This window comes from Helicobacter valdiviensis (assembly GCF_003245365.1).
In the GTDB taxonomy this organism is placed as follows: domain Bacteria; phylum Campylobacterota; class Campylobacteria; order Campylobacterales; family Helicobacteraceae; genus Helicobacter_D; species Helicobacter_D valdiviensis.
The window spans coordinates 12,755-36,924 of record NZ_NBIU01000022.1; the positions used below are offsets into that span (position 1 = coordinate 12,755).

The window sequence follows — 24,170 nt, forward strand, 5'->3', positions numbered from 1 at the left end:
TTATCCTTATTTGAGATTTTTGCTAAAAAATTCTGCGATTTTACTAAAAGGAATTTTGTCTGCATTGTCGTATAAATCCACATGGTTGGCACCTTTTACGATGAAAAGCTCTTTGTTGCTACCCTTTAGCTTTTTAAACGCATCTTCGCTAAAATACCTACTATGTGCGTTTTCTCCGTGTATCATCAATACAGGAGATTCTATCTCATCGCTAAATTTAAGAATGGGCGCATTGATAAACCCAAGCGCTGAAGTGGCATTCCACGCACCATTTGAGTTGATCGAGCGTTTATGAAAGCCCCTTTTAGTCTTGTAATATTCAAAGTATTCTTGAATGAATTTTGGCTCATTTCCGCTAAGTTTTTCTGGCAAGCCTGCACCCTTAGCAAAAGTGCCGTTTTTAAAATCTTTTGTGCGTGTTTCATTGAGTTTTTGCTTGAGCTCAAAGCGTGCTTTTTTATCTAGGCTATCGTTATATCCATAGGCATTTACCCTGCTCATATCATACATGGTAGAAGTTACAATCGCCTTAATTCTTGTATCCATAGAGCCTGCATTTAAGGCAAAACCACCAAATCCGCAAATCCCTAAAATACCTATTTTTTCAGAATCTACTTTTTTAAAATTACTCAAAAAATCCACCGCCGCGCTAAAATCCTCTGTATTTATATCAGGACTTGCCACACTTCTAGGACTTCCGCCACTCTCTCCAGTAAATGAAGGATCAAAAGCTAGGGTGATAAAGCCAGATTCTGCTAAAGTCTGCGCATAAAAGCCTGAAACTTGCTCTTTTACCGCACCAAAAGAACCGCTAATCGCAATAGCACCAAGCTTTTTAGAATCCGCATTTTTAGGGATATACAAATCCCCAACCAAAGCAATGCCATAGCGATTTTTAAAACTCACTTTTTGCACACTGACTTTATCGCTTTGTTTAAACACCTTATCCCAAGTGCCTGCTTCTAGCATACTCATACCTCCAAACAAAATAATAAAAAATAGTTTGAAAAAATTCTTTTGCATATCTGCTCCTTTCTTGAAAAATTTATCAAATTATAAAAGATGAGAGTAGCTCTAAGTCAAGAGTTTTTTGGCAAAATTTACAAAATTTACTCATACCACCCAAAAAAGCTTTTGCCAGTATCAAGATTTTTAAGCTTTTGCAAATCTCCATCTTCCAAGCCAAAATCAAAAATTTCCAAATTTTCTTTCATTCTTTGAAGATTAGAACTCTTAGGAATTAATAAAATACCAAGTCTATAAAAAAAATTCAAAATAATTTGTGCGGGAGTTTTGGAATATTTTTTAGCTAAATCGTTCAAAAGAGGATGTTTTAAAATTCCATTTTGATTTGCTATAAAAGGACTCCAAGATTGCAAAAATATATCATGCTTTAAAAGCATAATGCGTAAAGATTTTTGCTGGTATAAAAGATGGGTTTCACATTGATTAAGCACAGGCTTTATTGCCACTTTTTGCATAAATTTAAAAAGAAATTTTTCATTAAAATTACTTACCCCCAAAGATTTCACAAGCTTACTTTCATAAGCTTCTTGCATGGCTTCATAAATTTCAAGACTATTTGAATAAGGCTCATGGATTAAAAGCAAGTCTAAATACTCCAAACTAAGCTCCTCTAAAATCCTATAAATTTGTTCTTTTGTCTGTAAGAAATTAAAATTATGAGAAATTTTACTCATCACAAAAAGCTCTTCTCTAGGAATTTGGCTGGCTTGCAAAGCTCTAGCTATATCTTTATGGTTTTCATACATTTGTGCAGTATCTATAAGCCTATAGCCACACTCTAATGCCTCACTCACAGACTTATAGCATTCTTCTCCTTGCATTCTAGCTGTGCCAAAACCAAGAACAGGGATTTTTATGCCATTGTTTAATAACTTATATTCCATATTGCATTCCTATATCTAAACCGCAAAATAATTTTCTTTTGCTTTTTATTAAAATAATAATTATAAATGATTAGAGTAACTCTAAGTCAAGAATAAAATTAAAAAATATGATAAAATATAAAGTTTATTTTAGTTATCTAGGAGGTAAAAATGCAGTGTTATTCTGTAGCGTATTTTTTAAGGTTATCTAAAATCATCATTTTGCTTACCGTGGCTTCTTTGGGTGGTATTGTAGTATTTGGAAATGTAACAGATTATAATTCTAATTTCCAATTTGTTTCGCATGTAATGAGTATGGATACTAAGCCTGATTATCTAGGTGAGGCTATAGTCTATAGAGCTATCACTTCGCCCATGATTCATCATATTGGCTATGTAGGTATTATTTGTTTTGAGGCTTTCATAACCCTAAGCGCCCTAAAAGGTGCATGGGATATGTTTAAGGCAAGAAATCTTGATGGCGCTGCTTTTCATGAAGCTAAAAAATGGGGCATTGTAGCTTTGACTTGTTGTTGCATTCTTTGGTTTTTTGCTTTTCAAGTTGTAGCGGCTGAGTGGTTTGGTATGTGGATGAGCAAAACTTGGAATGGCTTACCAGATGCTACAAGGCTTGTAACTTATATGTTTATAGCTCTAGTTTTCATCAGCTTAAAAAATGATGATTAATTTCATCATTTTATCTCTTCAATAATATATAGTTTTGCAAGCTATACATTATTAAATCTCCTAAAATCTTTTTGATATAGCCTTAAGGAATCCTATGTCAAACATCGCCAAAGGGAAAAATCCAAGTATAGAGCAAATGAGGGAATTTGCCAAAGCGCCTAATTTTGCATGGAATGAAGCAAAGCAAAAGGGCTATTTTATCAATCAAAACCCACAGGCAAGACACATAAAACGCGCTAATTTTCTTGCAGTGCTAAAATACTACCTCTTAAAGCCCAAAAATGCCGTTCCAAACTCGCTTCTGCCCTGTGTAAAAAGTAATTTTAGCGCGCTTTTTAGCAAGACTCCGCTCATAGCGTGGCTTGGGCATTCTTCTATCTTTTTGCATTACAAAGGCTTAAATATCCTTGTAGATCCGCTCTTTAGCCACTATGCCGCGCCAAAGCCCTATATCAATAAAGCCTTTCATTCGCATAGCTACTTTAGCGCGCAGGATTTTAGCAAAGTTGATATTGTGCTTATCACGCATGATCATTACGATCATTTGGACTATAACAGCATACTAGCGCTAAAAGATAAGGCAAGGCACTTTATCACGCCACTTGGGGTTGGTTCGCACCTGCAATTTTGGGGTGTGGAGAATGTAAGCGAGCTGAATTGGTGGGAAAGCATAGAGATTGAAGGGATAAAAATCACTTGCACACCCTCTCAACATAGCTCTGGTAGAGGGGTAGAGTGGCAAAGGACGCTTTGGAGCTCCTATGTGCTAAGCTTTGGAGAGAAAAATATCTTTTTAAGTGGCGATGGCGGGTATTACACGCATTTTAGGGAGATTGGGGAAAGATTTAGCATTGATTTAGCGCTTTTAGAAAATGGGCAATACAACAGAGCTTGGCGCTATTCGCACTCTTTTACCCATGAGGTTTTGCAAAGCGCACTAGATTTAAAGGCTAAGATGATTATCCCAATCCATTATGGGCGATTTGTGGCTGGCACGCACGCTTGGAATGAACCGCTTAAAAATCTCATAAAGCTTTGCAAGGAGCATAATAAGCCCATTTGTGTGCCAAAGATTGGCGAGCTTTATGCACTAGATTCTAAGCCTTTGCTTGAAGAGTGGTGGGAGTTTTAATGCAAGCTAATATAATCCATTCTCACTCTTTTACCCCTATCTTTAATCAAAACTCTAAAGTGTTAATTTTAGGCTCATTTCCCTCCATTACTTCAGAAACTTTTGGCTTTTATTATGGGAATTCTAATAATCGCTTTTGGAGCGTTTTGGCTTGTGTGTTTAATGAGGTTTTGCCAACCTCAAAAGATAGGCATTTGCAAAATAAAGAGATTATAAAGATTCAGAGTGATTTTTTACTAACTCATCATATCGCACTTTGGGACTGCGTGCAAACCTGCAAAAGAAAGGCGAATAATTCAAGCGATACAAATTTAGAGATTTTAAGCTTTAATGATATTGCAAGACTTGTTTCAAAAAGCCAAATTAGCACTATCTTTTGCAATGGCAAACTTGCTAGAAAAGCCTTTGATACGCTTTGCTCCCACCACAAAGATCAAACACCCAATAATAACACTATTTTAAATCTGCCAATTTTTACCCTACCTTCTACAAGTAGTGCAAACGCACGGTATAAACTTGAAGCTTTAATAAAAGAATGGAGTATTTTAAAGGAATTTTTATAATCTGCTTTTGCATTCAATAATATTTTAAAAGAAAATCAAAAGGTGGAAATTTTATATAAAAGGCTCTAAATCTACAAAACCCTAGCAAATTCTAGAAGTTTAATCTTATTTTTCACATACAAACCAAGAAAGAGATTTCTTGGTTCAAAAATTATTCTACTTCAGCATCAATAACATCATCGTCTTTTTTATTGTTCTGATTTGCACCACCTGCATTCTGCCCTGCTTGCTCGTTTTTATACATAGCTTCTGCTAGTTTATGACTTGCTTCTGTTAGCTCTTTTACTTTAGCTTCAATTTCTTCTTTGGAAGCATTTTCATTCTTTAAAGTTTCTTGCAATGCATTAATGGCATTTTGAATCTTTTCTGCCTCACTTGCATCAATTTTATCTTTCATTTCATTGAGACTCTTTTGTGTTTGATACACTAGGCTATCTGCTTGATTTCTTACTTCAATAATTTCTTTTTTCTTTTTATCTTCTTCTTTATGCAAATCTGCATCTTTTACCATTTTTTCAATCTCTGAATCTGAAAGACCGCTAGAACCTGTAATTTTAATCTCTTGAGCTTTTCCTGTTGCCTTATCTTTTGCACTCACTGTTAAAATACCATTTGCATCAATATCAAATGTTACTTCAATTTGTGGCACACCTCTTGGAGCAGCTGGGATTCCGCTTAGCTCAAAATTACCTAGCACTTTATTATCTCTTGCAAGCTCTCTTTCACCTTGAAGAACCTGAATAGTAACTGCTGGTTGATTGTCTTCTGCAGTTGAGAACACTTGATTTTTCTTAACTGGAATTGTAGTGCCCCTCTCAATAATCTTAGTCATTACACCACCTAAAGTTTCAATCCCTAAAGATAGCGGAGTAACATCAAGCAAAAGCACATCTTTTACATCACCTTTTAAAACACCGCCTTGGATAGCAGCACCAATAGCAACAACTTCATCTGGATTAACAGACTTGTTAAGCTCTTTGCCAATAAAATCTTTCACTCTTTCTTGAACTTTTGGTATCCTCGTAGATCCACCCACCATAACAACTTCTGCAATATCACTCTTGCTTAAATCAGCATCCTTAATTACACTATCAATTTTATTGATGGTTTGATCAATGTATGTTTCAATCAAAGCTTCAAATTTAGCTCTACTTAATTTTTCCACCAAGTGCTTTGGACCACTTGCATCTGCTGTAATAAATGGTAAATTAATTTCAGTTTCTGCTGCACTACTTAGCTCTTTTTTAGCATTTTCTGCTGCTTCTTTTAATCTTTGGAGAGCCATAACATCATTTTTAAGATTAATTCCATTTGCATCCTCAAAAGATTTTGCAATATAATCAATAATTGCATTATCAAAATCATCTCCTCCTAAGAATGCATCTCCACCTGTAGCAAGAACCTCAACTACATTATCCCCTGTTTCAAGCACAGTAACATCAAATGTCCCGCCACCTAAATCATATACTACAATTTTTTCTGCTTGTTTTTTATCTAGCCCATAAGCAAGTGCTGCACTTGTAGGTTCATTAATGATTCTTAATACATTTAGTCCTGCAATAGTTCCTGCTTCTTTTGTAGCCTTTCTTTGTGCATCATTAAAATACGCTGGAACAGTGATGACTGCTTCTGTAACCTCTTCTCCTAGATAGCTTTCTGCATCTTCTTTTAGCTTCATCAAAATTTTTGCTGAAATTTCTTGTGGAGTATAAACCTTCCCTGCAATTTCAATCGCACAAGCACCATTTCTATCTACGATTTTATAAGGAAGTCTTTTTTTAGCCTCTTCTGCCTTTTCTTCATTACTCATCAAACCCATAATTCTTTTAATGGAATAAATTGTTTTTTCTGGATTTGTGATTGCTTGTCTTTTAGCAGGATCACCCACTAAAATCTCGCCCTTATCTGTAAAAGCCACTACTGAAGGAGTTGTATTTTTACCTTCTTTGTTTGCGATAATTTTTCCTTCATTTCCCTCAAAAACCGCCATTGCTGAATTTGTTGTTCCTAAGTCAATTCCTAATACTTTTCCCATATTTTATCCTTTCTTTAAAATTTTAGTTTGTTTTAGTTTTTTGCAATGCTAACCATTGATGGTCGCAAAACTCGTTCTTTATATTTATAGCCCTTTTGCAGTTCTGCTACAATTTGCCCATTTTCATGAGTTTCACTTGCAACTTGCATAATAGCATCGTGGAAGTTTGGATCAAATCCACCCTCAATACTAATTGGCTCCACACCATTCTTAGCTAAAGCTTTTAAAAGATTATCCAAAGTGAGTGCAATTCCCTCTTCAATTTTTCCTAAAATTTCATTAGCTTCATTGCTTTCTTTAGCTTCTTTAATGCTTTTTAACGCCATTTCTAGCGTATCAATACTAGAGAGTAAATCTTTTGCAAATTTCTCATAAGCATATTCTAGACTTTGATCTTTTTCTCTCATCAGTCTTTTTTTGGTATTTTCAAAATCTGCATAGGTTCTCAAATATTTTTCTTCTAATTCTTTAATTTTCTCTTGCAATACTTCTTTATCTTCTTTGTTATTTTCTTGCTCTTCTAAAACCTCACTAGCCTCTTTTGCTTCTTGGCTTTCTTCTTGTGTGTCTAGATTTGCTTTTTCTTGTTCTTGCATTTCTTCTTCCACTCCTTAAAATAATTTAATTTTCAAAAAGAATTTTAGCTAGTTTTCTCTAAAAATTCAAGTAAAATTATATAACTTTAGTCTAATATTGTCAAGTTTAATTAATAAAAAAATTTAACTTTCTTTAGAAAATAAATTTAATTATCATTTTAAATGCCTATTTTTAGAGTTTTAAGCAAAAATTTGTTAGGCTTTGTAAATTTTTAGTCTCAAGGATTTTTTATGCGTTTTTTTGCTTTATTTTTAATCTTAGGAAGTTTTTTATTTGCAAATTCTATAAAAGTTGCTAATGGTACAACACATATTTTAACCACCAAAGAAGCTTCTCCCACCCCTATCACTTGGAACAATAAAACTTTGCAATGGATAAACCACCCCAAAAACCCACACTTAAAAATAGCTCTCTTATCTATTGGCTATTACCAAAAACCCAAACTCATCCATTTAAATAATGGCGAAAACCTTGAAATTATTCAAGGCAATTACAAAAAAGAACAAATACAAGTTTCTAAAGAAAAGGCAAAACCCAATCAAAAAAACCTAAAAAGAATAAAACTAGAAAGAGAAGAGGCGTTAAAAATCTACAATAGCTATACTAAAAAGCGTTTTTGGAATGAACCTTTTTTACTACCAATGGATAGCAAGATTACAAGTCCTTTTGGGAGCGCTAGAGTATTTAACAAAGAGATTAGAAGTTACCATAGCGGAACAGATTTTAGAGCCAAAATTGGCACTCCTATTAAAGCCATTAATGATGGAAAAGTTGTTTTAGCAAAAGATAGATTTCTAGCAGGAAAATCCATAGTCATAGATCATGGGGAAGGGATTTATAGTATGTATTATCATTGTAGCAATCTAAAAGTAAAAGTAGGAGATATTATTAAAAAAGGTGACTTAATTGCACTTAGCGGAAATAGTGGAAGAGTGAGTGGGCCACATCTGCATTTTGGAGTTATGGTAAATGGAGTGCAAGTAGATCCTTTAGATTTTATCTATAAAATCAATGCACTTTTTAACTAAATATATTGCTTTTTGTGGATAAACGCATTAAGCTAAATTTTTTGAGAGCTTTTTACTACAGATAGCAAATGCTAGTCAAATAATTCATAATCCCTAATTAATCCCCATTTATTTTATCAAAACACACTTGTTCTTGATAAATAAAACATATATAGTAGATTACTTCATCTGCAAGTTTCCTCTAAAAATTTTAAAAACTTTTAATATCTTAAACAACCAATACATCTTCTTTATCTTGACTTATTACCTCTTAATGCATTGTTTAATTGTTGTATCATCATAGGATTATTTCCTAAATCAAAATTGTTAATAATCTTTCTCACATCTCTTTCATCTAAAACCTCTAAAGCCTCTTTAATAATTAATCCAAATGCTACTTCATCTTCGCTTGCAATCACTTCTGCAAAGCGTTTAGTAAATTGCTTAATTAAAACCTTTTCTTCTCTTTCTTTATTGCGATCATTAATCAATACTCGCTCAATCTGCTCTAAAGTTTTAAGCCGTTTATTTTTTAACACCTTTCTTTTATAAGCATTTGTAAGTTTTAAAATATTATCTATTACCTTTTCTTTTTTATTTGCATCTTCATAAAAATTTTCATAATTTTCATACAGAAAATCTGGATAGTAATCTCTCAAAATTTGAAATTTATATTGTGCCATATTGCTTAATTTCTCTTGTGTTCCATTTGCTTCCATTTTTTTAATAGTATCTCTTAAAAAAGCAATATGTTCGCGTTTCTTACTATAAAACTTCATTTGCTCGCTTAACTCTTCTTGCGGATAAGAAGAACATAATTCCTCAATTCTGCTAAGCAATTTTTCTTGATAACTTCTAAAACATAGCTCCACAATTTGAGTAACTTGCTTATAGCGTCTATCGCTTGTTTGGGTTAAAATTAAATCTGTTGCTTCATTTAGTGTATAATCTTCTAAAAATTCTTCAATCAATTCATAAAGCTTTATAAATTCTAGTTCTTCTTTTGCAAGCAACTGTTTAATTTGTCCGAGCTTTTTTAAAGATTGATTATCTTCAATCTCTTCTAAAACAACTTCTTTTTGCTTGTTTTTAACATATTCTAAATGCTCTAAAAGATGTTTTTTGCTCTCTTGCTTAAACAATTCTACAAGCTCATTAGTCGGCATAGCCTCAAGCTTATCGCCCTTTATCCCATGTTTTTTTAATTGCCAAATGAGTTCTTTTCTGTCCCTCACTGGAGCGCCTCCCATACTTTATAAGCTTGCAAATGCTCTTTTAAATCATGCACCCTTATAATGCTTGCTCCTCCCCTAATAGCTTCTAAATGGATTGCTAAAGTTCCTGAAAGTCTATCCTCTGGACTACAAGGAGTAATTGCATTAATCATAGATTTTCTACTAGCACCCACCAATAAAGGAAAACCAAAATGCAAAAAATGCCCTAAATGCTTAATAAGCTCACAATTATGCTCTAAACTCTTACCAAAACCAATACCAACATCCAAAATAATATGATGATTTCCATTATTCTGTAACGCTTCAATTTGTTTTTTAAAAAAATCATCAATTTCCAAAAAAAGATTTGCATAAGTTGGATTATCTTGCATACTGCGTGGCTCTCCTTGCATATGCATTACCACGCATTCACATTCATAACCTCTAACAACCTCTAGCATTTCTTTTTTGGTAAATCCTGTAATATCATTCACTATTTTAAAACCACTCTCCAAGCACATTTTAGCCACTTGTGGTTCATAAGTATCTATGCTAAAATCTACTCTTTTATCTAAGGAATTGCTTTTAATAAAATCCACTAGTGGTTTAATACGACTTATTTCCTCATAAGGTTCTACCCATGCACTCCCTGGCCTACTTGAAGCCCCACCAATATCAATAATATCTGCCCCCTGCTCTATTAGCTCTTCTATTTTGCAACATGCCTCATTAGTATTTTTTCTTGAATCAGCATAGAAGCTATCTGGAGTTGCATTAATAATCCCCATAAACTTTATAGGTCTTTCATAATTTTTCAAATGATTTTTTAAAATTTGAGACAATTCTTTTAAGCCAAAAGGCTGTATGGATAATTTTTTTAAAAGTGCCTTAGATTGCGCGATACTCAACATCAAAATACCATCATAAGTGTCTTTTTTATATAAAATTGCATCTTTAGGAAGTGCAAAATCTGCCCCACATGCTAAAGCTTCTTGTTTTAAAATATTTGCTGCTGGTGTTTTTAAACCATAGATATAAAAACAATGAATCTTTTCTTTATTTTTTAAAATCTCATACCCCATTCCTTCACAGCCTATTTTTTTCAACTCTTCTTTTGCATTATTTAGCTTTTTAATAAACATATCACCTCTTTGCATTTTTTACCCTAAGCACCATAAGCAAAAGCGTGCTTAAAACATAATGAGGTCTTTCATATTGCACACTCCAATTTATCGCCCTATCAAAATATTCTAATTCCTCTTTAGAAAGCCCTAAAGACAAGCTATCCATATAAAGACTTTGTATAAGCTCTTTTAAATTATAATCATTAGGATTTTTAGAAACTTCTTTTAAAAATTCATAAATAGAAGACAAATTAAGATTATTTATTTCTATAGGAAAGGAAGGCAAAGGTTGTTTTTTAGTATGGTTTAACAAAATCAGTCGTGATTTAATAGTAGGCAAAAGAGAGGATTTAAGTCTTGCAATCAAAACAAACTTTACTCCACTAGGGGGCTCTTCTAATATCTTTAAAAGTGCATTTTGTGCTGCAATATTAAAAGAAAGTGCTGCAATTAATATCACCTTACTATTACTTGCTATATAACTCTCATCAATTACATTGCGTGCTAGTTCAATACTAAAATCATTTGCACAAAAGAGTTTGCATTTTTGCTCTCCTAGCTTCTTGTGATACTCTATAGCCTCTTCTATAGGCTGATTAACAAGCAAAATAATACCCAAGTGATTTTCTTCTAAAATCTTAAACACTTCCATTAATCCAAACTAACCTTTCCTAAAAGCACAGCCTCTAGCGTTTGGTTAAAAATGCGATAAAGTTGCATAAGTTTAATATCTACTAGATTATCACTAGATTGCAAAGTAAAGCTATTTTGCATTTCTTCATCAAAAATCCACAAAAACCCACCCTCACGACTTAATGCCAACTTAGCTCTTGCGGAATTATTTTTGCCCACATACCAAAAAAAGCACCTCTTAGCAAAAAGATTATCCAAATAGTCATTAATAAGTGCAATTTCCAATTCCTCTTCTTTGGCTTTATCAATTTGTGGAAAAAGTGCATTAATACTCAAAATAGGCAAATAAGGACGGCTACTAGTTTTATTAACAGAATAAGCTACATAGTTTGCAAACCAATCTCTCTCCCTATCTGTTACTAAAATCAACGCTTCTCCTGCAAAAAGCCTAAACATAACACCCTTTAATAAGGGTATCCATTCATATTTACGCTCTTCTAGCCAAGTAGGATGGCTTTCATCCTGACGGATATTTTTAGTGCTCCAATCTGTTAGATTTAGCATTTATTTTTCTAACTCATAAACGCTATGTAGTGTTCTAATGGCAAGTTCTGCATATTTTAAACGGATAATCATAGAAATTTTAATCTCACTTGTGCTAATCATCATAATATTAATATTATCCTCTGCTAATGCTCTAAATGCTTTAGAAGCCACACCGCTATGCGATTTCATTCCCACACCTACAATAGAAACTTTTGCAATATCTTTATCATACTCAATAGATTCTACATTTCCTTCAAAACTCTTAAGCACACGCTTTGCATTCTCTAACTCTACTTCTGGAATTGTAAAATCTAAATCTGTCTTTCCATCTCTGCCTATAGTTTGCACAATCATATCCACATTTACATTGGCTTCACTTAAAGCACCAAAAATCTCTGCTGCAATTCCTGGTCTATCTTCCACATTACAAATACTTACTCTTGCCTGATTTTTATCTAATGCAATTCCACTCACTATTGGATGTTCCATAATTTCTTGCTCCTTTGTAATTAATGTTCCTTCATTATAATTAAAACTATTTCTTGTCACTAGATTCACATTTAGCTTCTTTGCCATTTCAACTGAACGATTAAGCAAAACTTTAGCCCCCATAGAAGCAAGCTCTAGCATTTCATCATAGCTAATCTTATCAATCTTTTTAGCATTAGGCTCAATGCGTGGATCTGTAGTATATACTCCATCTACATCTGTATAAATCTCACACAAATCCGCCCCTAAAGCTCCTGCTAATGCAACCGCTGAGAGATCGCTCCCACCTCTTCCTAAAGTAGTAACCTCACCTTCTTTTGTTACGCCTTGAAAACCTGCTACTACAACAATATAATCTTTTGCCAATAATGTATTAAGACGCGTAACATCAATATGTTCAATTCTTGCTTTTGTATGGGAATCATCTGTAATAATTCCTGCTGCTCTACCACTAAGCGAAATTGCTTTAAATCCTAATTCTTCTAGCGCAATAGCCAAAAGTGCACTTGTTATTCTCTCTCCCGCACTTAAAACCATATCACTCTCACGCACATTTGGAAGTCGTGAAAAAAACTTTGTGTAACCTAAAAGCTTATCAGTTTCTCCGCTCATAGCAGAAACCACAACAACAACACCATGTCCTTTTTGTTTGGTTTCACTTACGCGTTTTGCTACATTTAAAATACGTTCACAATCTCCAACACTTGTTCCACCATATTTTTGCACCACCAACATTATAAATACCCCTTTTTCTTAAAATACTCTAAAACCTGCCGATATACAGGACGCTTAAAATAAGTAATATACTCAAATACCTTATCTGCTTCTACAAACTTATATTCATCAAATTCTGGCTCCTCTGTTTTAATATTAATTACACTATTTTCTTTTAATCTTACAAGAAAATATTTTTGTATTTGCCCATCATAAGGATACATCTTTTTAACCACAGCTGGGGGAAAATCATAACTAATCCATTCTGGATATTCTGCAATAATATCCACCTTATCTGTGCCTATCTCCTCTTTTAATTCCCTAAATAGTGCTTCTTTTGGGGTTTCACTTTTATCAATTCCACCTTGAGGAAATTGCCAAGCATTTTTAATATCAGATCTACTTGCAATAAATAATTCACAATTTAAGGGATATTTAGAAGAAAGTATCACAGCTGCAACATTGGGACGATAAGTCTTAGCTTCCTTTCTCACTCTATAAACTCCTAAACTTCTAAAACTCTTCTATAAGCCTTATAATTTTCATAAACTTAAATCTTGACAATACAATTTTAATCATTTTATGCTTATACTTTATTATTTTTTAAAGATAAGCCACTATTTCTTGTAAAATTATAACTATCTTTCTTTGAAAATTCAATATAACCTACTCTAAATATTTCAAGGATATTTTATTTTTAGCGGATAAAAACTTTACATTCTTAATCTAATAAGTCTTATTAACTTATATTTACCTTATCTTTACAATATTTTATAGTTTAATTTGCCATTACTTAAGCTCGTTTTTGATAAAATCAATCAAGTTTTAACAAAACTTTTGTTTTAAAATTAAAAAATATTATTTTATTCAAAAAGGATTTCTTTGCATAGACAAACTTTTTTTAAAAAACAACAAGCAAAAAAAGAAAGGATTTTAGATATTGCCTACAAAATCTTTTTAGAACATGGTTATGAAAAAACAAGCCTGCAAATGATTGTAAAAGAAACAGGTGGCTCATTAGCTACAATTTATGAAATTTTTCAAAACAAAAATAATCTTTTTAAAGCATCTATTGCAAGAGCAGTTGCTCATTTTATTGAAGAGTTTGAAACTTATCTAAAAAATCATGCAAATTTACAAAACCATTCTTTAAGCCTTGAGGATTATCTAAAGGAATTAGGAATGAAGCTATGTAGTAATATTGTCTCTAAAAACTCCATAGCACTTCATAGATTAGTTGTGATTGAAGGGTATAAAAATCCTGATTTGCTACAAACCTTTAATACAGTATGTGTAGAAAGTAGCAAACAATACTTTACAGAAGGCTTACGCTTCTATCAAGAAAAAAATCAGCTAAAATTTGCTAATCTTAAAGACAGCGTTCAGCGATTCTTAAATCTTTTGATTACTCCTTATCTTTGGACTTCTATTACAGATTCTAATTTTAAGCTTCCTAGTCAAAAGGATATTGAAGATAATGTAAATACTTGCGTGCAAATCTTCCTACTTTGGAATGAAGCACAAAAATAAAAGGAGATGCCATGCAAATTGATGATATACTTTTAAATAAACTGCAAAGATTAGGTAGCATTAGCCTAGAGGAACAAAAACTGCAAGAAACTAAAGAAAATCTAAGTGAAATTGTAAATTTCGTAGAAAATATAAATTCTTTAGAACTTAATGATATTCCTGCCTCCTTTAATCCGTTAGATGCAAATGGTTTTATGCGTGAAGACTTGCCACAAAATAATGGAGAAATTGCAAAAGATGTTTTAAAACACGCACCTTTAAGCGAAGAATCCTTTTTTATTGTGCCAAAAATTATTGAATAGTTTAGCATTATGGAAATAGAAATCTCTTTAGATAATATCAAAATTCATCCTTCATGGAAAGAGGTCTTAAAAGAGGAATTTCTATCTCCCTACTTTCTTGAAATCAAGAAACAATATCTTTTAGCCAAAAAGAGTGGTGCAATTTTATACCCCCCTGCTCCTCTTTTATTCAATGCTTTTAATCTTACTCCTTTTGATAAAGTTAAAGTGGTGCTTTTAGGACAAGATCCCTATCATAATGAAAATCAGGCTATGGGTCTATCCTTTTCTGTTCCTAAAGGTATAATACCCCCTCCCTCTTTAAAAAATATCTACAAAGAGTTATGGCAGGATTTACAAATCCCCATTTCCAATAGTGGTGATTTAAGCCCTTGGGCAAAAGAAGGAGTTTTGCTACTAAATAGCATCTTAAGTGTTGAAAAAAATAAACCAGGTTCCCATAAAGATTTTGGTTGGCAAACCTTTAGTGATAGTGTTATTCAATGTATAAGCCAAAAAAAAGAAAATATTGTCTTTTTACTATGGGGGAATTATGCTAAAAGTAAAAAATCTCTCATTGATAGCACTAAGCATCTTATTTTAGAAGCTACACATCCTTCACCTCTTGCAGGAAATAAATTTCTAGGTTGCAAACATTTTTCTAAAACAAATGCTTATCTCATTTCTAAAAATATTTCTCCTATCAATTGGAGTATTGTTTAAAATTTCACAGCATTATTGCTTTTTTCTATAAATTTTTTTTGTTAAAGTTATGATTATTTTATAATTTTTAAGCTTCTAAAAAACAAAATTTATGTTTATCTTTTTAAAAAAAGAGTATTTTTTTAAAATAAAAGCACTATTTTTACATATTTTGCCCTTTTTCTATTGAAATATTTTTAAATAATATATTATAATTCAGCTGTTACTATGAAATTTTTGCTTAAGTATTTAAAATAAGTTATTTTTATGGTAAAAAAAAAAAATTTTATAAATTTTTGCCTTAATTTTATAGTATAATATTAATGTTTATTTCATTAATTTAAAGGATATAGCTATGGACAAAACAGAAAATATTAATGTAACATTTAGAATGAACAAGGCTGACAAAAAAAAATTTGAAGAGATTGTTGAAACCATGGGATTAAATGTTAGTTCTGCTTTTAATATCTTTGCAAAAACTGTAATTAGAGAAAATTCTATTCCTTTTGAAATACGCGGTGGTGATACAACACTAGAAGAAACAAATCACAAAAAACACCAAAAAACTAGCTAAGCAATAATTCCCACTTATTGCTTGCTATACCCTACAAAATAAAACTCCCTTTATTGTATATAAATAAATATAATGTAAATGTTAAAAAAATATTGACTTTTCTTTAGAATTAAGAGTAAAATACGGAGTAGATTTAGTTAAAATTATTTTTACTAAAATATTTTAAAAAGGCTTTTTCTTATGGAAATTAATATACAAAATTCTCTTCCTCTAGGGCATCTAGTATTAGACAAACAAGAACAATTTTATACTCAAAAATTTGATATTTTAGAAAAAGCTCAAGAAATTTTTGAAGACTTTAAATTAGACAACAATAAACACACAAATATTTCCAACTCTCTTGCAATCCTTTATGCCAAAGATGAAGGAAATATCCCCCCACTTATTGATTTTTTTCAAAAAGATGCTATGCAAGATTTTGAAGTAGTCTTAGTGGAGCTTTCAGAAGCAACTTCTATTAATGGTAGTTTTGGAAATTTTGTTGCAAAATTAAACAATGAAGAAGAGATTTTATTCTCTCAAGCAGTTTTATTTGTAAATGATGAAAATCTTTTACGCTTCCGCGGAATTTATAGTGTTGCAGATTTTGACAATCCTAGCACACTTCTAGCCACACTAAAAAGTAATCTTGGCACTTTCTCATATAAAGAAATCATCACTTACAAAGATGATGCTTGTCAATACCATCATAGACGCGAAAAGCATTGCGGAAAGTGTGCGGATATCTGCCCTACTTTTGGCGTGGGTGCTAATGATAATTTAATGGAGCTTGTTTTCTCTCCAATAGATTGCATAAGTTGTGGTGCTTGTGTAGGTGTCTGCCCTACAAGTTCTCTAACTTATGAAGATCTTCCTAAAGAGGGTTTAGAAGAAATTATCGATCTTTACAAAGAAAGTAAAATTTTCTTATGCGATTTAGACTCCTATGAAAATCTAGCAAGATTAAATTTCACCCTACCTCAAAACCTCACCCCACTCATTTTGCCTAATCTCAAAATGCTAAATGAGAATGATTATTTAACAATGCTCCAAACAAGCGGGAATGATTTATTGGTTTTTAACCACCAAGCACCTATGATTGACTTTATTAACAATATCACACAAAATGCCTACCAAAAAAATGCAATTCTTCAAGCATCAACTCCACAAGAAATTGAAGAATACGCACAACAAATCAATTCTTTTGAAAGTTATCTTTATAAAAACCGCTACAACAAACCCCATAGGGAATCTTTTGCACAAAGACTACAATACATCATTAAAGACAAAGATTTTGGGATTGCTAAAAGCGTGGCTCCTGTGTATTATGGAAATATTAAAATTGATAAAGATAAATGCACTCTTTGTCTTTCTTGTGTGGGTGCTTGTAATGTTAATGCCATTTTTGCAAAAAGTGATGATTTTTCCTTGCGTTTTAATCCAAGTCTTTGCACCACTTGTGGCTATTGTGTAGATTCTTGTCCTGAAAAGATTATGGATTTAAACCGTGATGGATTAGAACTAAATCCAGACTATTTTAAAAGCAGAGAGCTTGCTAAAGATGAACCTTTCTTATGTGTAGAATGTGGCAAACCTTTCTCCACTAAAAAATCCATTGATAAAATCTTTACAATGCTTAGTGCCTCTTTTTCTAAAGATCCACAAAAGCTACGCACTTTACAATGCTGTCCTGACTGCAAAGTAAGAGTTATGTTTGCTAATAAAGTCTAAAAGGAGAAGTTATGCTAGAAAATTTAAGCACTCAAGAACTACAAGATTTAAAAAATGCTAGAGTTTTATATTATGACTTTTTTTATGGTTTATTTGTTTTTGAACTCTTAGAAGAAAGAGAAAGCCTAATAAAAGAGCAAATTTCTCTTTTAAAAACATCTCCTTTAAGTCCTGAAGGAGAAGAAAACTTTATTCTTTTAGAAAGAATGTTGCAAGATAATTACAAAGCATTACAAGAAGAATATTCCTCTCTTTTTGCCTTGCCTTTTGGCAAAAAACAAGTAGGAATGCATCTCTCTCATTTTTATGAAAATTGCATAGGCGGAGAAAGTCTTTTAAAAATGCGCGCCTTTATTAGAGAAAGCGATATTAGAGTGCAAACACAAACTTTTAAAGAAACCGAAGAGCATATTGGCTTTATTTTTGGTTTTCTAAAAGATCTTTTACAAAAAGATAATGAAAAGTTAGCCAAAGAAGTCTTTAATTTCTCAAAAGAGGCAATGTTTAAATTAATCCAAGAAATCCAAGAAAGAAAAGATACTAAGATTTATCCTACTCTCTCTTATCTTTTGGAAGATTTTTTGAAATTTGAAGAAAATATTTTTGCATAATTCCATTAAGGCTTTTAAATTTTAAAAGTCTTGATGGGATTATCCCAAATCTCAAAACCAAGGAGTATCCATGGAAAATAGTAGGCGTGAATTTCTAAAGACCGCCACAAAAACTTCCGTTGCTATTGCTGGTGTTAGCGTTGTGCTAGCAGGTTGTGGCAAAAAAGGGACGAGTGAGAATCTAGTTCGTGGCAAATCACCAAAAGAAGAGATTCTCTATCAAAAAACAAAACAATGGGATATGTATTATTCTGTTGCTAAGTAAGAAGTTTAAGTAAAAGAAGGAAAAAATATGAGCGAAGCTATCAAAAGACGCCAAACTAGGCGTTCGTTTTTGAAAATGACCGCTCTTGGAAGTTTAGCAGGTGCTAGTGTTGCTTTAGGTGAAACCCAAAAAACAATGCGTCCTGCAACCGCTCAAGAGCTAAAAGAGAGATATCCAAACTCTCAAAAAATCAAAACAATTTGCACCCATTGTTCTGTGGGCTGTGGTATTGTTGCTGAAGTTGTTGATGGTGTTTGGGTTAGACAAGAAGTTGCACAAGATCACCCTGTTTCTCAAGGCGGACACTGCTGTAAAGGTGCTGACTTAATTGATAGGGCAAGAAGTGAAACAAGATTACGCTACCCATTAGAAAAAGTTGGTGGAAAATGGGCAAGAGTAAAATACGATGAAGCAATGGATAAAATTGCTACAAAATTAAAGCAAATTAGAGAAGAAAGCGGACCTGATGCTGTAATGTTCTTAGGTAGCGCTAAATGTTCTAACGAGCAAAGTTATTATATTAGAAAATTTGCAGCATTCTTTGGAACAAATAATATAGATCACTGCGCAAGAGTTTGACACAGCCCGACAGTCGCTGGTGTGGCGAATACATTTGGGTATGGTGGAATGACAAACCATCTTGGCGATATGATGTTCTCAAAATATATTTTGATTATTGGAGCAAATCCTGCTGTTAATCACCCAGTATCTATGGTGCATATTTTAAGAGCAAAAGAAAGCGGTGCTAAATTAGTTTGTATTGATCCTAGATTTACAAAAACTGCAGCAAAATGTGATGAATTCCACAGAATTAGAAGCGGAACTGATATTGCCTTTGCTTATGGTTTATTAAATCACATTATTGAAAACAAACTTTATGATGAGAAATTCTTAAAAGAGCGTGTTTATGGCTATGAAGAAATCATCAAAGAAGCTAAGAAATTCCCACCTGAAGTAGCAGCAGATATTTGTGGAATTCCAGCAGATGAGATTCGCCATATTGCTGAAGAGATGGCAAGTGCAAAACCTGCAAGTCTTATTTGGAATCAAGGCTTAACACAGCACACAGTAGGAACAAGCAATACAAGAATTATGCCAATCTTACAAATGTTCTTAGGCAATATTGGTAAAAATGGTGGTGGTGTAAATATCTTAAGAGGCCATGATAATGTTCAAGGTGCAAGCGATATGAATAACCTAGCTGATTCACTTCCAGGATACTATGGACTTGGTGAGCCTGCTTGGAAACATTTCTGCAAACATTGGGGCGTAGAATATGATTGGATGTTAAAACGCTTCAAAGATAAAGAAATGATGGAAAAAACCGGATTTGCACACTCTACTTGGAAATTTGGTGTCTTAGATGATGAAAATATGGCAAACAATGGTGGCACTAAGCTTAGAGCATTAGTTGTAATTGGTTCTGGTATGACAACAGTGTCCTTGCTAGATTTACAGAAAAAAGCTATGGATATGCTAGATTTAGTTGTATTTGTAGATCCTTATGTAAATGACTTAGCTATTTATAGCGATAGAAGTGATAACTTATTTATGCTTCCGGCTGCTTCACAAATGGAAACTGCAGGTTCAGTTGCCGCCACCAATAGAAGCTATCAATGGAGAAGCAAGGTTATGGAGCCTCTTTTTGAATGCCGCCCTGATGAGGAATTCTTATTTGGCTTAGCCGATAGATTAGGTTTCTTAAAAGAGTATCAATGGAGACTTTATGATATTGCAAAAAGCAAAGGACGCGATCAATTTATTTGGCCTGATGATGCAACTACAGAGCTAACTCAAAGCATTAGAAGCATTGGTTTGCAAGGAATGAGTCCTGAAAGACTAAAAGCACACCAAGAAAATTGGCATATGTTTGATAAAGTTACTCTAGAAGGAACAGGTCCATTTAAAGGTGATTATTATGGATTACCATGGCCTTGCTGGAGCGATAAACACCCTGGAACTCCTGTAATGTATAACGATAGCATTCCTGTAATGCGTGGTGGTATGGGCTTCCGTGTAAATTGGGGTGTTACAAGTCCTGATGGGCAAAGTATGCTAACAGATCGTTCATTGCCTAATGCAAAATTTGAAGGCGGACACGCACCTGTAAGTGCTGCAAATGCAGAATCTTTAGGCATTAAATTAACCGAAGAAGAAAAACAAGCAGTAGCAGGCACTACTTTTGCTATGGGAATTGGTAATAATATCCTAGTGGAAAAAGCACTAGAAGCGGGACTTTGCCCTTATGGTAATGGAAAAGCTAGAGCAAAAGTTTGGAATTGGTATGATCAAATCCCACTCCATAGAGAGCCTATCCATTCATTTAGAGGGGATTTAGTTAGTAAATATCCAAGTTTCCCTGATAAGAAAAATCTCTTTAGAGCTAATATCAAATACGAAACAAGACAAAAAGAGAAAGATTGGGTTAAAGAATTCCCAGTAAATATGCTTAGCGGAAGATTAGTAGCCCATATGGGAACAGGAGCTGAAACAAGAAGTGCTAAATATTTGGCTGAAGTTGAAGGTGAAATGTTTGTAGAAATCCACCCTGATAGAGCCGCAGAGCTTAATGTAGTGAATGGAGATAAAGTTTGGCTACATGGAACGGGTGGAACTAAAATCTTAGTGCCTGTAAAAATCTCTACTAGAGTAGATTACAATAGCGTTTGGCTACCACAAAACTTCTCTGGAATGGATCAAGGCAAGTCAAGATTAGAAAATTATCCAGAAGGCACAAAACCTTATGTAATTGGTGAATCTGCAAATATGATTTCAAGCTATGGTTTTGATTACAATTCAGCATGTCCTGAAACAAAATGCGGTCTTTGTCGCATAGAAAAAGCATAAGAAAGGATAGAATATGAGTCAAACTACACAAGATATTTTGCAAAATTTTGCAAGAGTGAAATTTTATTGCGACACTAATAGATGTATTGAATGCCATGGTTGTGATGTTGCTTGTAAAGAGGCACACCACTTACCTGTGGGCGTAAATAGAAGAAGGGTTGTTGTTCTAAATGAAGGACAAGTAGGTAAAGAAAGTGCTGTATCTATTGCTTGTATGCACTGTGCTGATGCACCTTGCGCACAAGTTTGCCCAGTTGATTGCTTCTATATCCGTGCAGATGGAATTGTATTACACGACAAAAAGACTTGCATTGGTTGTGGATACTGCCTTTATGCATGTCCTTTTGGTGCTCCGCAATTCCCTAAAAATGGAGTATTTGAAAGCCGTGGTTCTATGGATAAATGCACATTCTGTGCAGGTGGTCCTGAAGAAACCAATAGTGAGGAAGAATACAGACTTTATGGACAAAATAGAATTGCTGAAGGCAAAGTTCCTATGTGTGCTAGTATGTGTTCTACAAAAGCATTGCTTGCAGGAAGTAGTGAAGAAGTCGCAAACATCATCACACACCGTGCAACAATGAGAGGAGAAAATATCCCTAATGCTGTTCCAAATGTGTGGAAAACCGCTTATGGAAACTAAAAGGATTCCTATGAAATCAATTTTGCGAATCTTAATAATTTGTCTAGGTTTTGCTACTTTTGCATTTAGTGCAAACCCTAGCATTCCACAAGAAGGCGGGAAGCAGTATGCAGAGGTAATCTCTGGCAATGATAGCCTTATGGTAAATCCTATGAATAAAAAACTCTATGGAGGTCCTGAAGTAGAAGCTATCAAGACTTGGGGTATTGGCTCTCCAAACTCTAATGGTTTGGGAGAGATTTTTACCCTCTTGCAAGGGCATTACTTTTCGCTTATTTTTGGAGCTATTTTAATGTTAGTTCCTTTGGCATTTTTAGCACATTTTATTGTTGTGGGGCAAAAGAAATTCTCCCATGGCAAAAAAATTAAAGTTTTCTCAAGCTACAATATTTTTGTGCATTGGGCTGCTGCAATTCCTTTTGTAGTGCTAACTTTAAGTGGGCTAGTGATGATTTTTGGAAGCAATTTTGGCGGTGGAGCTTTTGTGCGTTTTGCACGGGATATTCATGGCATTGCTACCATTTTATTTGTAATTTTTGGATTTTTAATGTTCTTAATGTGGGTTAAACCTGCTCTTTTTAAGCTTTATGATATCCAATGGCTTATGATTATGGGCGGATATTTAAGCAAAGAAAAAAAACCAATTCCTGCTGGAAAATTCAATGCAGGACAAAAAATGTGGTTTTGGGTTTGCACAGTGGGTGGCTTTGTGATGGCAATTTCTGGAGCTTTTATGTTTTTCCAATTTGCCGATATTGAAACCCTAAGAACTATGGCGCTTATCCATAATGTTTTAGGCTTTTTGGTGATTGCACTTTTAATCACACATATTTATATGGCTGTCTTTGCGATTGAAGGAGCTTTAAGCTCTATTATAGATGGGCATATGGGTGAAGAGGAAATTGCAATTTTGCATAGCTATTATTATAAAGAAATCAATGCATAATCAAAGCCTAAAACTCCCTATTGAAAAAATTTCACCTAGCGGGTTTATCCCTGCTAGTGAGTATTTTAGCGATTATGTCATCAAAGAAGAAAGGATAGCCTTTTATCTTAATGGAAAAAAATTACTCTCAGTAATGAGTATCCCACAAGAACAAGATTATCACATTGTTGGGTTTCTCACTAGTGAGGGCGTAATTGATAAGCCAGAACAAATCCATTCTATCCAAATAAAAGATGAGGGTAAAAGTGTATGGATAGAAGCAAAAATCCATGAAGAAAATCTAAAAAATCTCTTTAGGGAAAAAACTTTAACTTCTGGTTGCTGTGTGGGTGTGGCAGGAAATTTAGAAGGACATATTATTGAACGCTTCATAGAAACTCCCCTAAAAGTTTCTTGCCAAAAAATCTTTGAAAACTTACGCGAATTTGAAAAACCAAGTGAGCTTTTTTCTCAAACAGGTTGTGTGCATAAAGCAATGTTGCTTTTAGAAAATGAAGTTTTAATCAGTGAAGACATAGGACGCCACAATGCTATTGATAAAGTAATGGGAAAAGCTATGTTAAAAAATCTCAACAAAACTAACGCGATTCTTTATGTTAGTGGGCGTTTATCACTAGAAATGGTAATTAAAGCTGTAATGCACAATATCCCCATTATTGTTTCAAAAGCCGCTGCAACTTATATGGGTATTAAAGCGGCTCAAGAAAGTGGAGTTACACTCATAGGCTTTGCAAGGGGCAATAGCGCAAATCTCTATACCCATAGTGGAAGAATTATCCCCTAGCCTATCAACTCTTACAAATAGATTTTTCCTATTTTCCTTAAGTGTTTTACTAAAAATTACTATATTTTATTTAGATATATCTCAAAAATCAAACTTCCACACTCATTAAACACCACACTAAAAACCAAATAATATCTATTATGCTTTTAAAAAAATCTAAAGTTTTTAAAAACTTTTGACAATTTTAGTGATTTTATAATTTATCCTTTCAAGATTATTTTATAAACACTCAAGAAAATTTTAAAAAGATTTTAAAAAGCCCATAACTTTACAAGAAGTAACATATTAATCAAGATTAATTCATTCTATCTCTTAAAAGAAATTCTCTAATATAAAAGTATTACTAAGGAATAAAAGAATATTTATAAAGATTTATTTCTTATCTATTTTATTTTGTCTTTATTGTCAAGAATAAATTTGTGTGTTATAATTTTCTATAATCATTGATAATATTTTAAAGGTCTCCCATGCACACCAGCAATTCCTACCTCTCCTTAATCATTGATACTTCTTCTAATAATTCTACTTCTAATACTTCTAATACTTCTAATAACTCTAACTCTAATAATTCTTCTTCCAATAACTCCAATAACCCTAAAGACTTTTCTTCCTCTTCTAATCTTATTCCCCTCACTATCATTAAAGCC

25 protein-coding genes are annotated in these 24,170 nt (G+C 33.2%); 15 read left to right on the forward strand and 10 right to left on the reverse strand.

Annotation, left to right across the window (positions count from 1 at the left end; genetic code table 11):
• Positions 1-6: 6 nt before the first annotated feature.
• Both B6S12_RS07450 and B6S12_RS07455 read right to left on the reverse strand, forming a co-directional pair.
• Positions 7-1,023 carry an alpha/beta hydrolase gene (locus B6S12_RS07450; RefSeq protein WP_111230165.1) on the reverse strand — a complete coding sequence of 339 codons (1,017 nt, stop codon included), beginning with the start codon at positions 1,021-1,023 and terminating at the stop codon, positions 7-9.
• An 86-nt stretch (positions 1,024-1,109) separates the two neighbouring features.
• Positions 1,110-1,910 carry an aldo/keto reductase gene (locus B6S12_RS07455; RefSeq protein ID WP_111230166.1) on the reverse strand — a complete coding sequence of 267 codons (801 nt, stop codon included), beginning with the start codon at positions 1,908-1,910 and terminating at the stop codon, positions 1,110-1,112.
• 150 nt (positions 1,911-2,060) lie between these two features.
• Here B6S12_RS07455 and B6S12_RS07460 point away from each other — a divergent pair, with 150 nt between their 5' ends.
• The 3 genes from B6S12_RS07460 (at position 2,061) to B6S12_RS07470 (ending at position 4,271) form a co-directional block, all read left to right on the forward strand.
• Positions 2,061-2,576, forward strand: coding sequence for a DUF2165 family protein (locus B6S12_RS07460; protein ID WP_111230167.1), 516 nt, complete (start codon positions 2,061-2,063; stop codon positions 2,574-2,576).
• A 94-nt stretch (positions 2,577-2,670) separates the two neighbouring features.
• The gene (locus tag B6S12_RS07465) at positions 2,671-3,708 is read left to right on the forward strand and encodes an MBL fold metallo-hydrolase (protein WP_111230168.1); all 1,038 of its coding nucleotides are present in this window, start codon (positions 2,671-2,673) and stop codon (positions 3,706-3,708) included.
• Complete coding sequence (locus B6S12_RS07470) at positions 3,708-4,271, forward strand: DNA-deoxyinosine glycosylase (protein ID WP_111230169.1); 564 nt, start codon at positions 3,708-3,710, stop codon at positions 4,269-4,271. The genes B6S12_RS07465 and B6S12_RS07470 overlap by 1 nt, the downstream gene beginning before the upstream one ends.
• 151 nt (positions 4,272-4,422) lie before the next feature.
• Here the strand turns inward: B6S12_RS07470 and dnaK are convergent, their stop codons facing one another.
• Both dnaK and grpE read right to left on the reverse strand, forming a co-directional pair.
• Entirely contained in the window at positions 4,423-6,306 is a 1,884-nt protein-coding gene (gene dnaK / locus B6S12_RS07475) for a molecular chaperone DnaK (protein WP_111230170.1), read from the reverse strand.
• 32 nt (positions 6,307-6,338) lie between these two features.
• Entirely contained in the window at positions 6,339-6,902 is a 564-nt protein-coding gene (gene grpE / locus B6S12_RS07480) for a nucleotide exchange factor GrpE (RefSeq protein ID WP_111230171.1), read from the reverse strand.
• 231 nt (positions 6,903-7,133) lie between these two features.
• Here grpE and pgp3 point away from each other — a divergent pair, with 231 nt between their 5' ends.
• Positions 7,134-7,931, forward strand: coding sequence for a peptidoglycan metallopeptidase Pgp3 (gene pgp3 / locus B6S12_RS07485; RefSeq protein WP_111230172.1), 798 nt, complete (start codon positions 7,134-7,136; stop codon positions 7,929-7,931).
• 230 nt (positions 7,932-8,161) lie between these two features.
• On the opposite strand, the gene B6S12_RS07490 is transcribed toward pgp3, so the two are convergent.
• From B6S12_RS07490 to B6S12_RS07515, 6 genes are read right to left on the reverse strand one after another with little or no spacing between them, the layout of a single operon-like run.
• Positions 8,162-9,160: a hypothetical protein gene (locus tag B6S12_RS07490; RefSeq protein WP_111230173.1), complete on the reverse strand. Its 999-nt coding sequence runs from the start codon at positions 9,158-9,160 to the stop codon at positions 8,162-8,164.
• Positions 9,142-10,281 (reverse strand): dihydropteroate synthase, encoded by a 1,140-nt coding sequence (gene folP / locus B6S12_RS07495; RefSeq protein WP_245892598.1) that lies wholly within the window; start codon positions 10,279-10,281, stop codon positions 9,142-9,144. The genes B6S12_RS07490 and folP overlap by 19 nt, the downstream gene beginning before the upstream one ends.
• Positions 10,268-10,900, reverse strand: coding sequence for a DNA polymerase III subunit delta' (locus tag B6S12_RS07500; protein WP_111230174.1), 633 nt, complete (start codon positions 10,898-10,900; stop codon positions 10,268-10,270). Before B6S12_RS07500 ends, folP begins: the two co-directional genes overlap by 14 nt.
• Positions 10,900-11,445, reverse strand: a complete 546-nt coding sequence (locus B6S12_RS07505; RefSeq protein ID WP_111230175.1) for a HobA family DNA replication regulator — start codon at positions 11,443-11,445, stop codon at positions 10,900-10,902. Before B6S12_RS07505 ends, B6S12_RS07500 begins: the two co-directional genes overlap by 1 nt.
• A complete protein-coding gene (locus B6S12_RS07510; protein ID WP_111230176.1) occupies positions 11,446-12,651 on the reverse strand; it encodes an aspartate kinase in 1,206 nt (401 codons plus the stop codon).
• Entirely contained in the window at positions 12,651-13,124 is a 474-nt protein-coding gene (locus B6S12_RS07515) for an RNA pyrophosphohydrolase (RefSeq protein ID WP_111230177.1), read from the reverse strand. Before B6S12_RS07515 ends, B6S12_RS07510 begins: the two co-directional genes overlap by 1 nt.
• A 388-nt stretch (positions 13,125-13,512) precedes the next feature.
• Between B6S12_RS07515 and B6S12_RS07520 the strand changes: the two genes are divergently transcribed.
• The 11 genes from B6S12_RS07520 (at position 13,513) to fdhD (ending at position 23,523) form a co-directional block, all read left to right on the forward strand.
• Positions 13,513-14,160, forward strand: coding sequence for a TetR/AcrR family transcriptional regulator (locus B6S12_RS07520; protein WP_181451001.1), 648 nt, complete (start codon positions 13,513-13,515; stop codon positions 14,158-14,160).
• A gap of 11 nt (positions 14,161-14,171) precedes the next feature.
• A complete protein-coding gene (gene gatC / locus B6S12_RS07525) occupies positions 14,172-14,462 on the forward strand; it encodes an Asp-tRNA(Asn)/Glu-tRNA(Gln) amidotransferase subunit GatC (RefSeq protein WP_111230179.1) in 291 nt (96 codons plus the stop codon).
• A gap of 6 nt (positions 14,463-14,468) precedes the next feature.
• Positions 14,469-15,164 carry a uracil-DNA glycosylase gene (ung, locus tag B6S12_RS07530; RefSeq protein ID WP_111230180.1) on the forward strand — a complete coding sequence of 232 codons (696 nt, stop codon included), beginning with the start codon at positions 14,469-14,471 and terminating at the stop codon, positions 15,162-15,164.
• A 334-nt stretch (positions 15,165-15,498) separates the two neighbouring features.
• Positions 15,499-15,717 carry a type II toxin-antitoxin system RelB/DinJ family antitoxin gene (locus B6S12_RS07535; RefSeq protein ID WP_111230181.1) on the forward strand — a complete coding sequence of 73 codons (219 nt, stop codon included), beginning with the start codon at positions 15,499-15,501 and terminating at the stop codon, positions 15,715-15,717.
• Between the two features lie 180 nt (positions 15,718-15,897).
• Positions 15,898-17,427 carry a 4Fe-4S binding protein gene (locus tag B6S12_RS07540; RefSeq protein ID WP_245892600.1) on the forward strand — a complete coding sequence of 510 codons (1,530 nt, stop codon included), beginning with the start codon at positions 15,898-15,900 and terminating at the stop codon, positions 17,425-17,427.
• Between the two features lie 11 nt (positions 17,428-17,438).
• The gene (locus tag B6S12_RS07545; protein ID WP_111230182.1) at positions 17,439-18,038 is read left to right on the forward strand and encodes a molecular chaperone TorD family protein; all 600 of its coding nucleotides are present in this window, start codon (positions 17,439-17,441) and stop codon (positions 18,036-18,038) included.
• Positions 18,039-18,108: 70 nt separating this feature from the next.
• A complete protein-coding gene (locus B6S12_RS07550; protein ID WP_111230183.1) occupies positions 18,109-18,303 on the forward strand; it encodes a twin-arginine translocation signal domain-containing protein in 195 nt (64 codons plus the stop codon).
• 27 nt (positions 18,304-18,330) lie between these two features.
• Positions 18,331-21,150: a molybdopterin-dependent oxidoreductase gene (locus B6S12_RS07560; RefSeq protein WP_245892602.1), complete on the forward strand. Its 2,820-nt coding sequence runs from the start codon at positions 18,331-18,333 to the stop codon at positions 21,148-21,150.
• Between the two features lie 13 nt (positions 21,151-21,163).
• Entirely contained in the window at positions 21,164-21,793 is a 630-nt protein-coding gene (fdh3B, locus tag B6S12_RS07565; protein WP_111230186.1) for a formate dehydrogenase FDH3 subunit beta, read from the forward strand.
• Between the two features lie 10 nt (positions 21,794-21,803).
• Positions 21,804-22,739, forward strand: coding sequence for a formate dehydrogenase subunit gamma (locus B6S12_RS07570; RefSeq protein WP_245892604.1), 936 nt, complete (start codon positions 21,804-21,806; stop codon positions 22,737-22,739).
• Positions 22,732-23,523 (forward strand): formate dehydrogenase accessory sulfurtransferase FdhD, encoded by a 792-nt coding sequence (fdhD, locus tag B6S12_RS07575; protein ID WP_111230188.1) that lies wholly within the window; start codon positions 22,732-22,734, stop codon positions 23,521-23,523. The genes B6S12_RS07570 and fdhD overlap by 8 nt, the downstream gene beginning before the upstream one ends.
• Positions 23,524-24,170 lie beyond the last annotated feature (647 nt).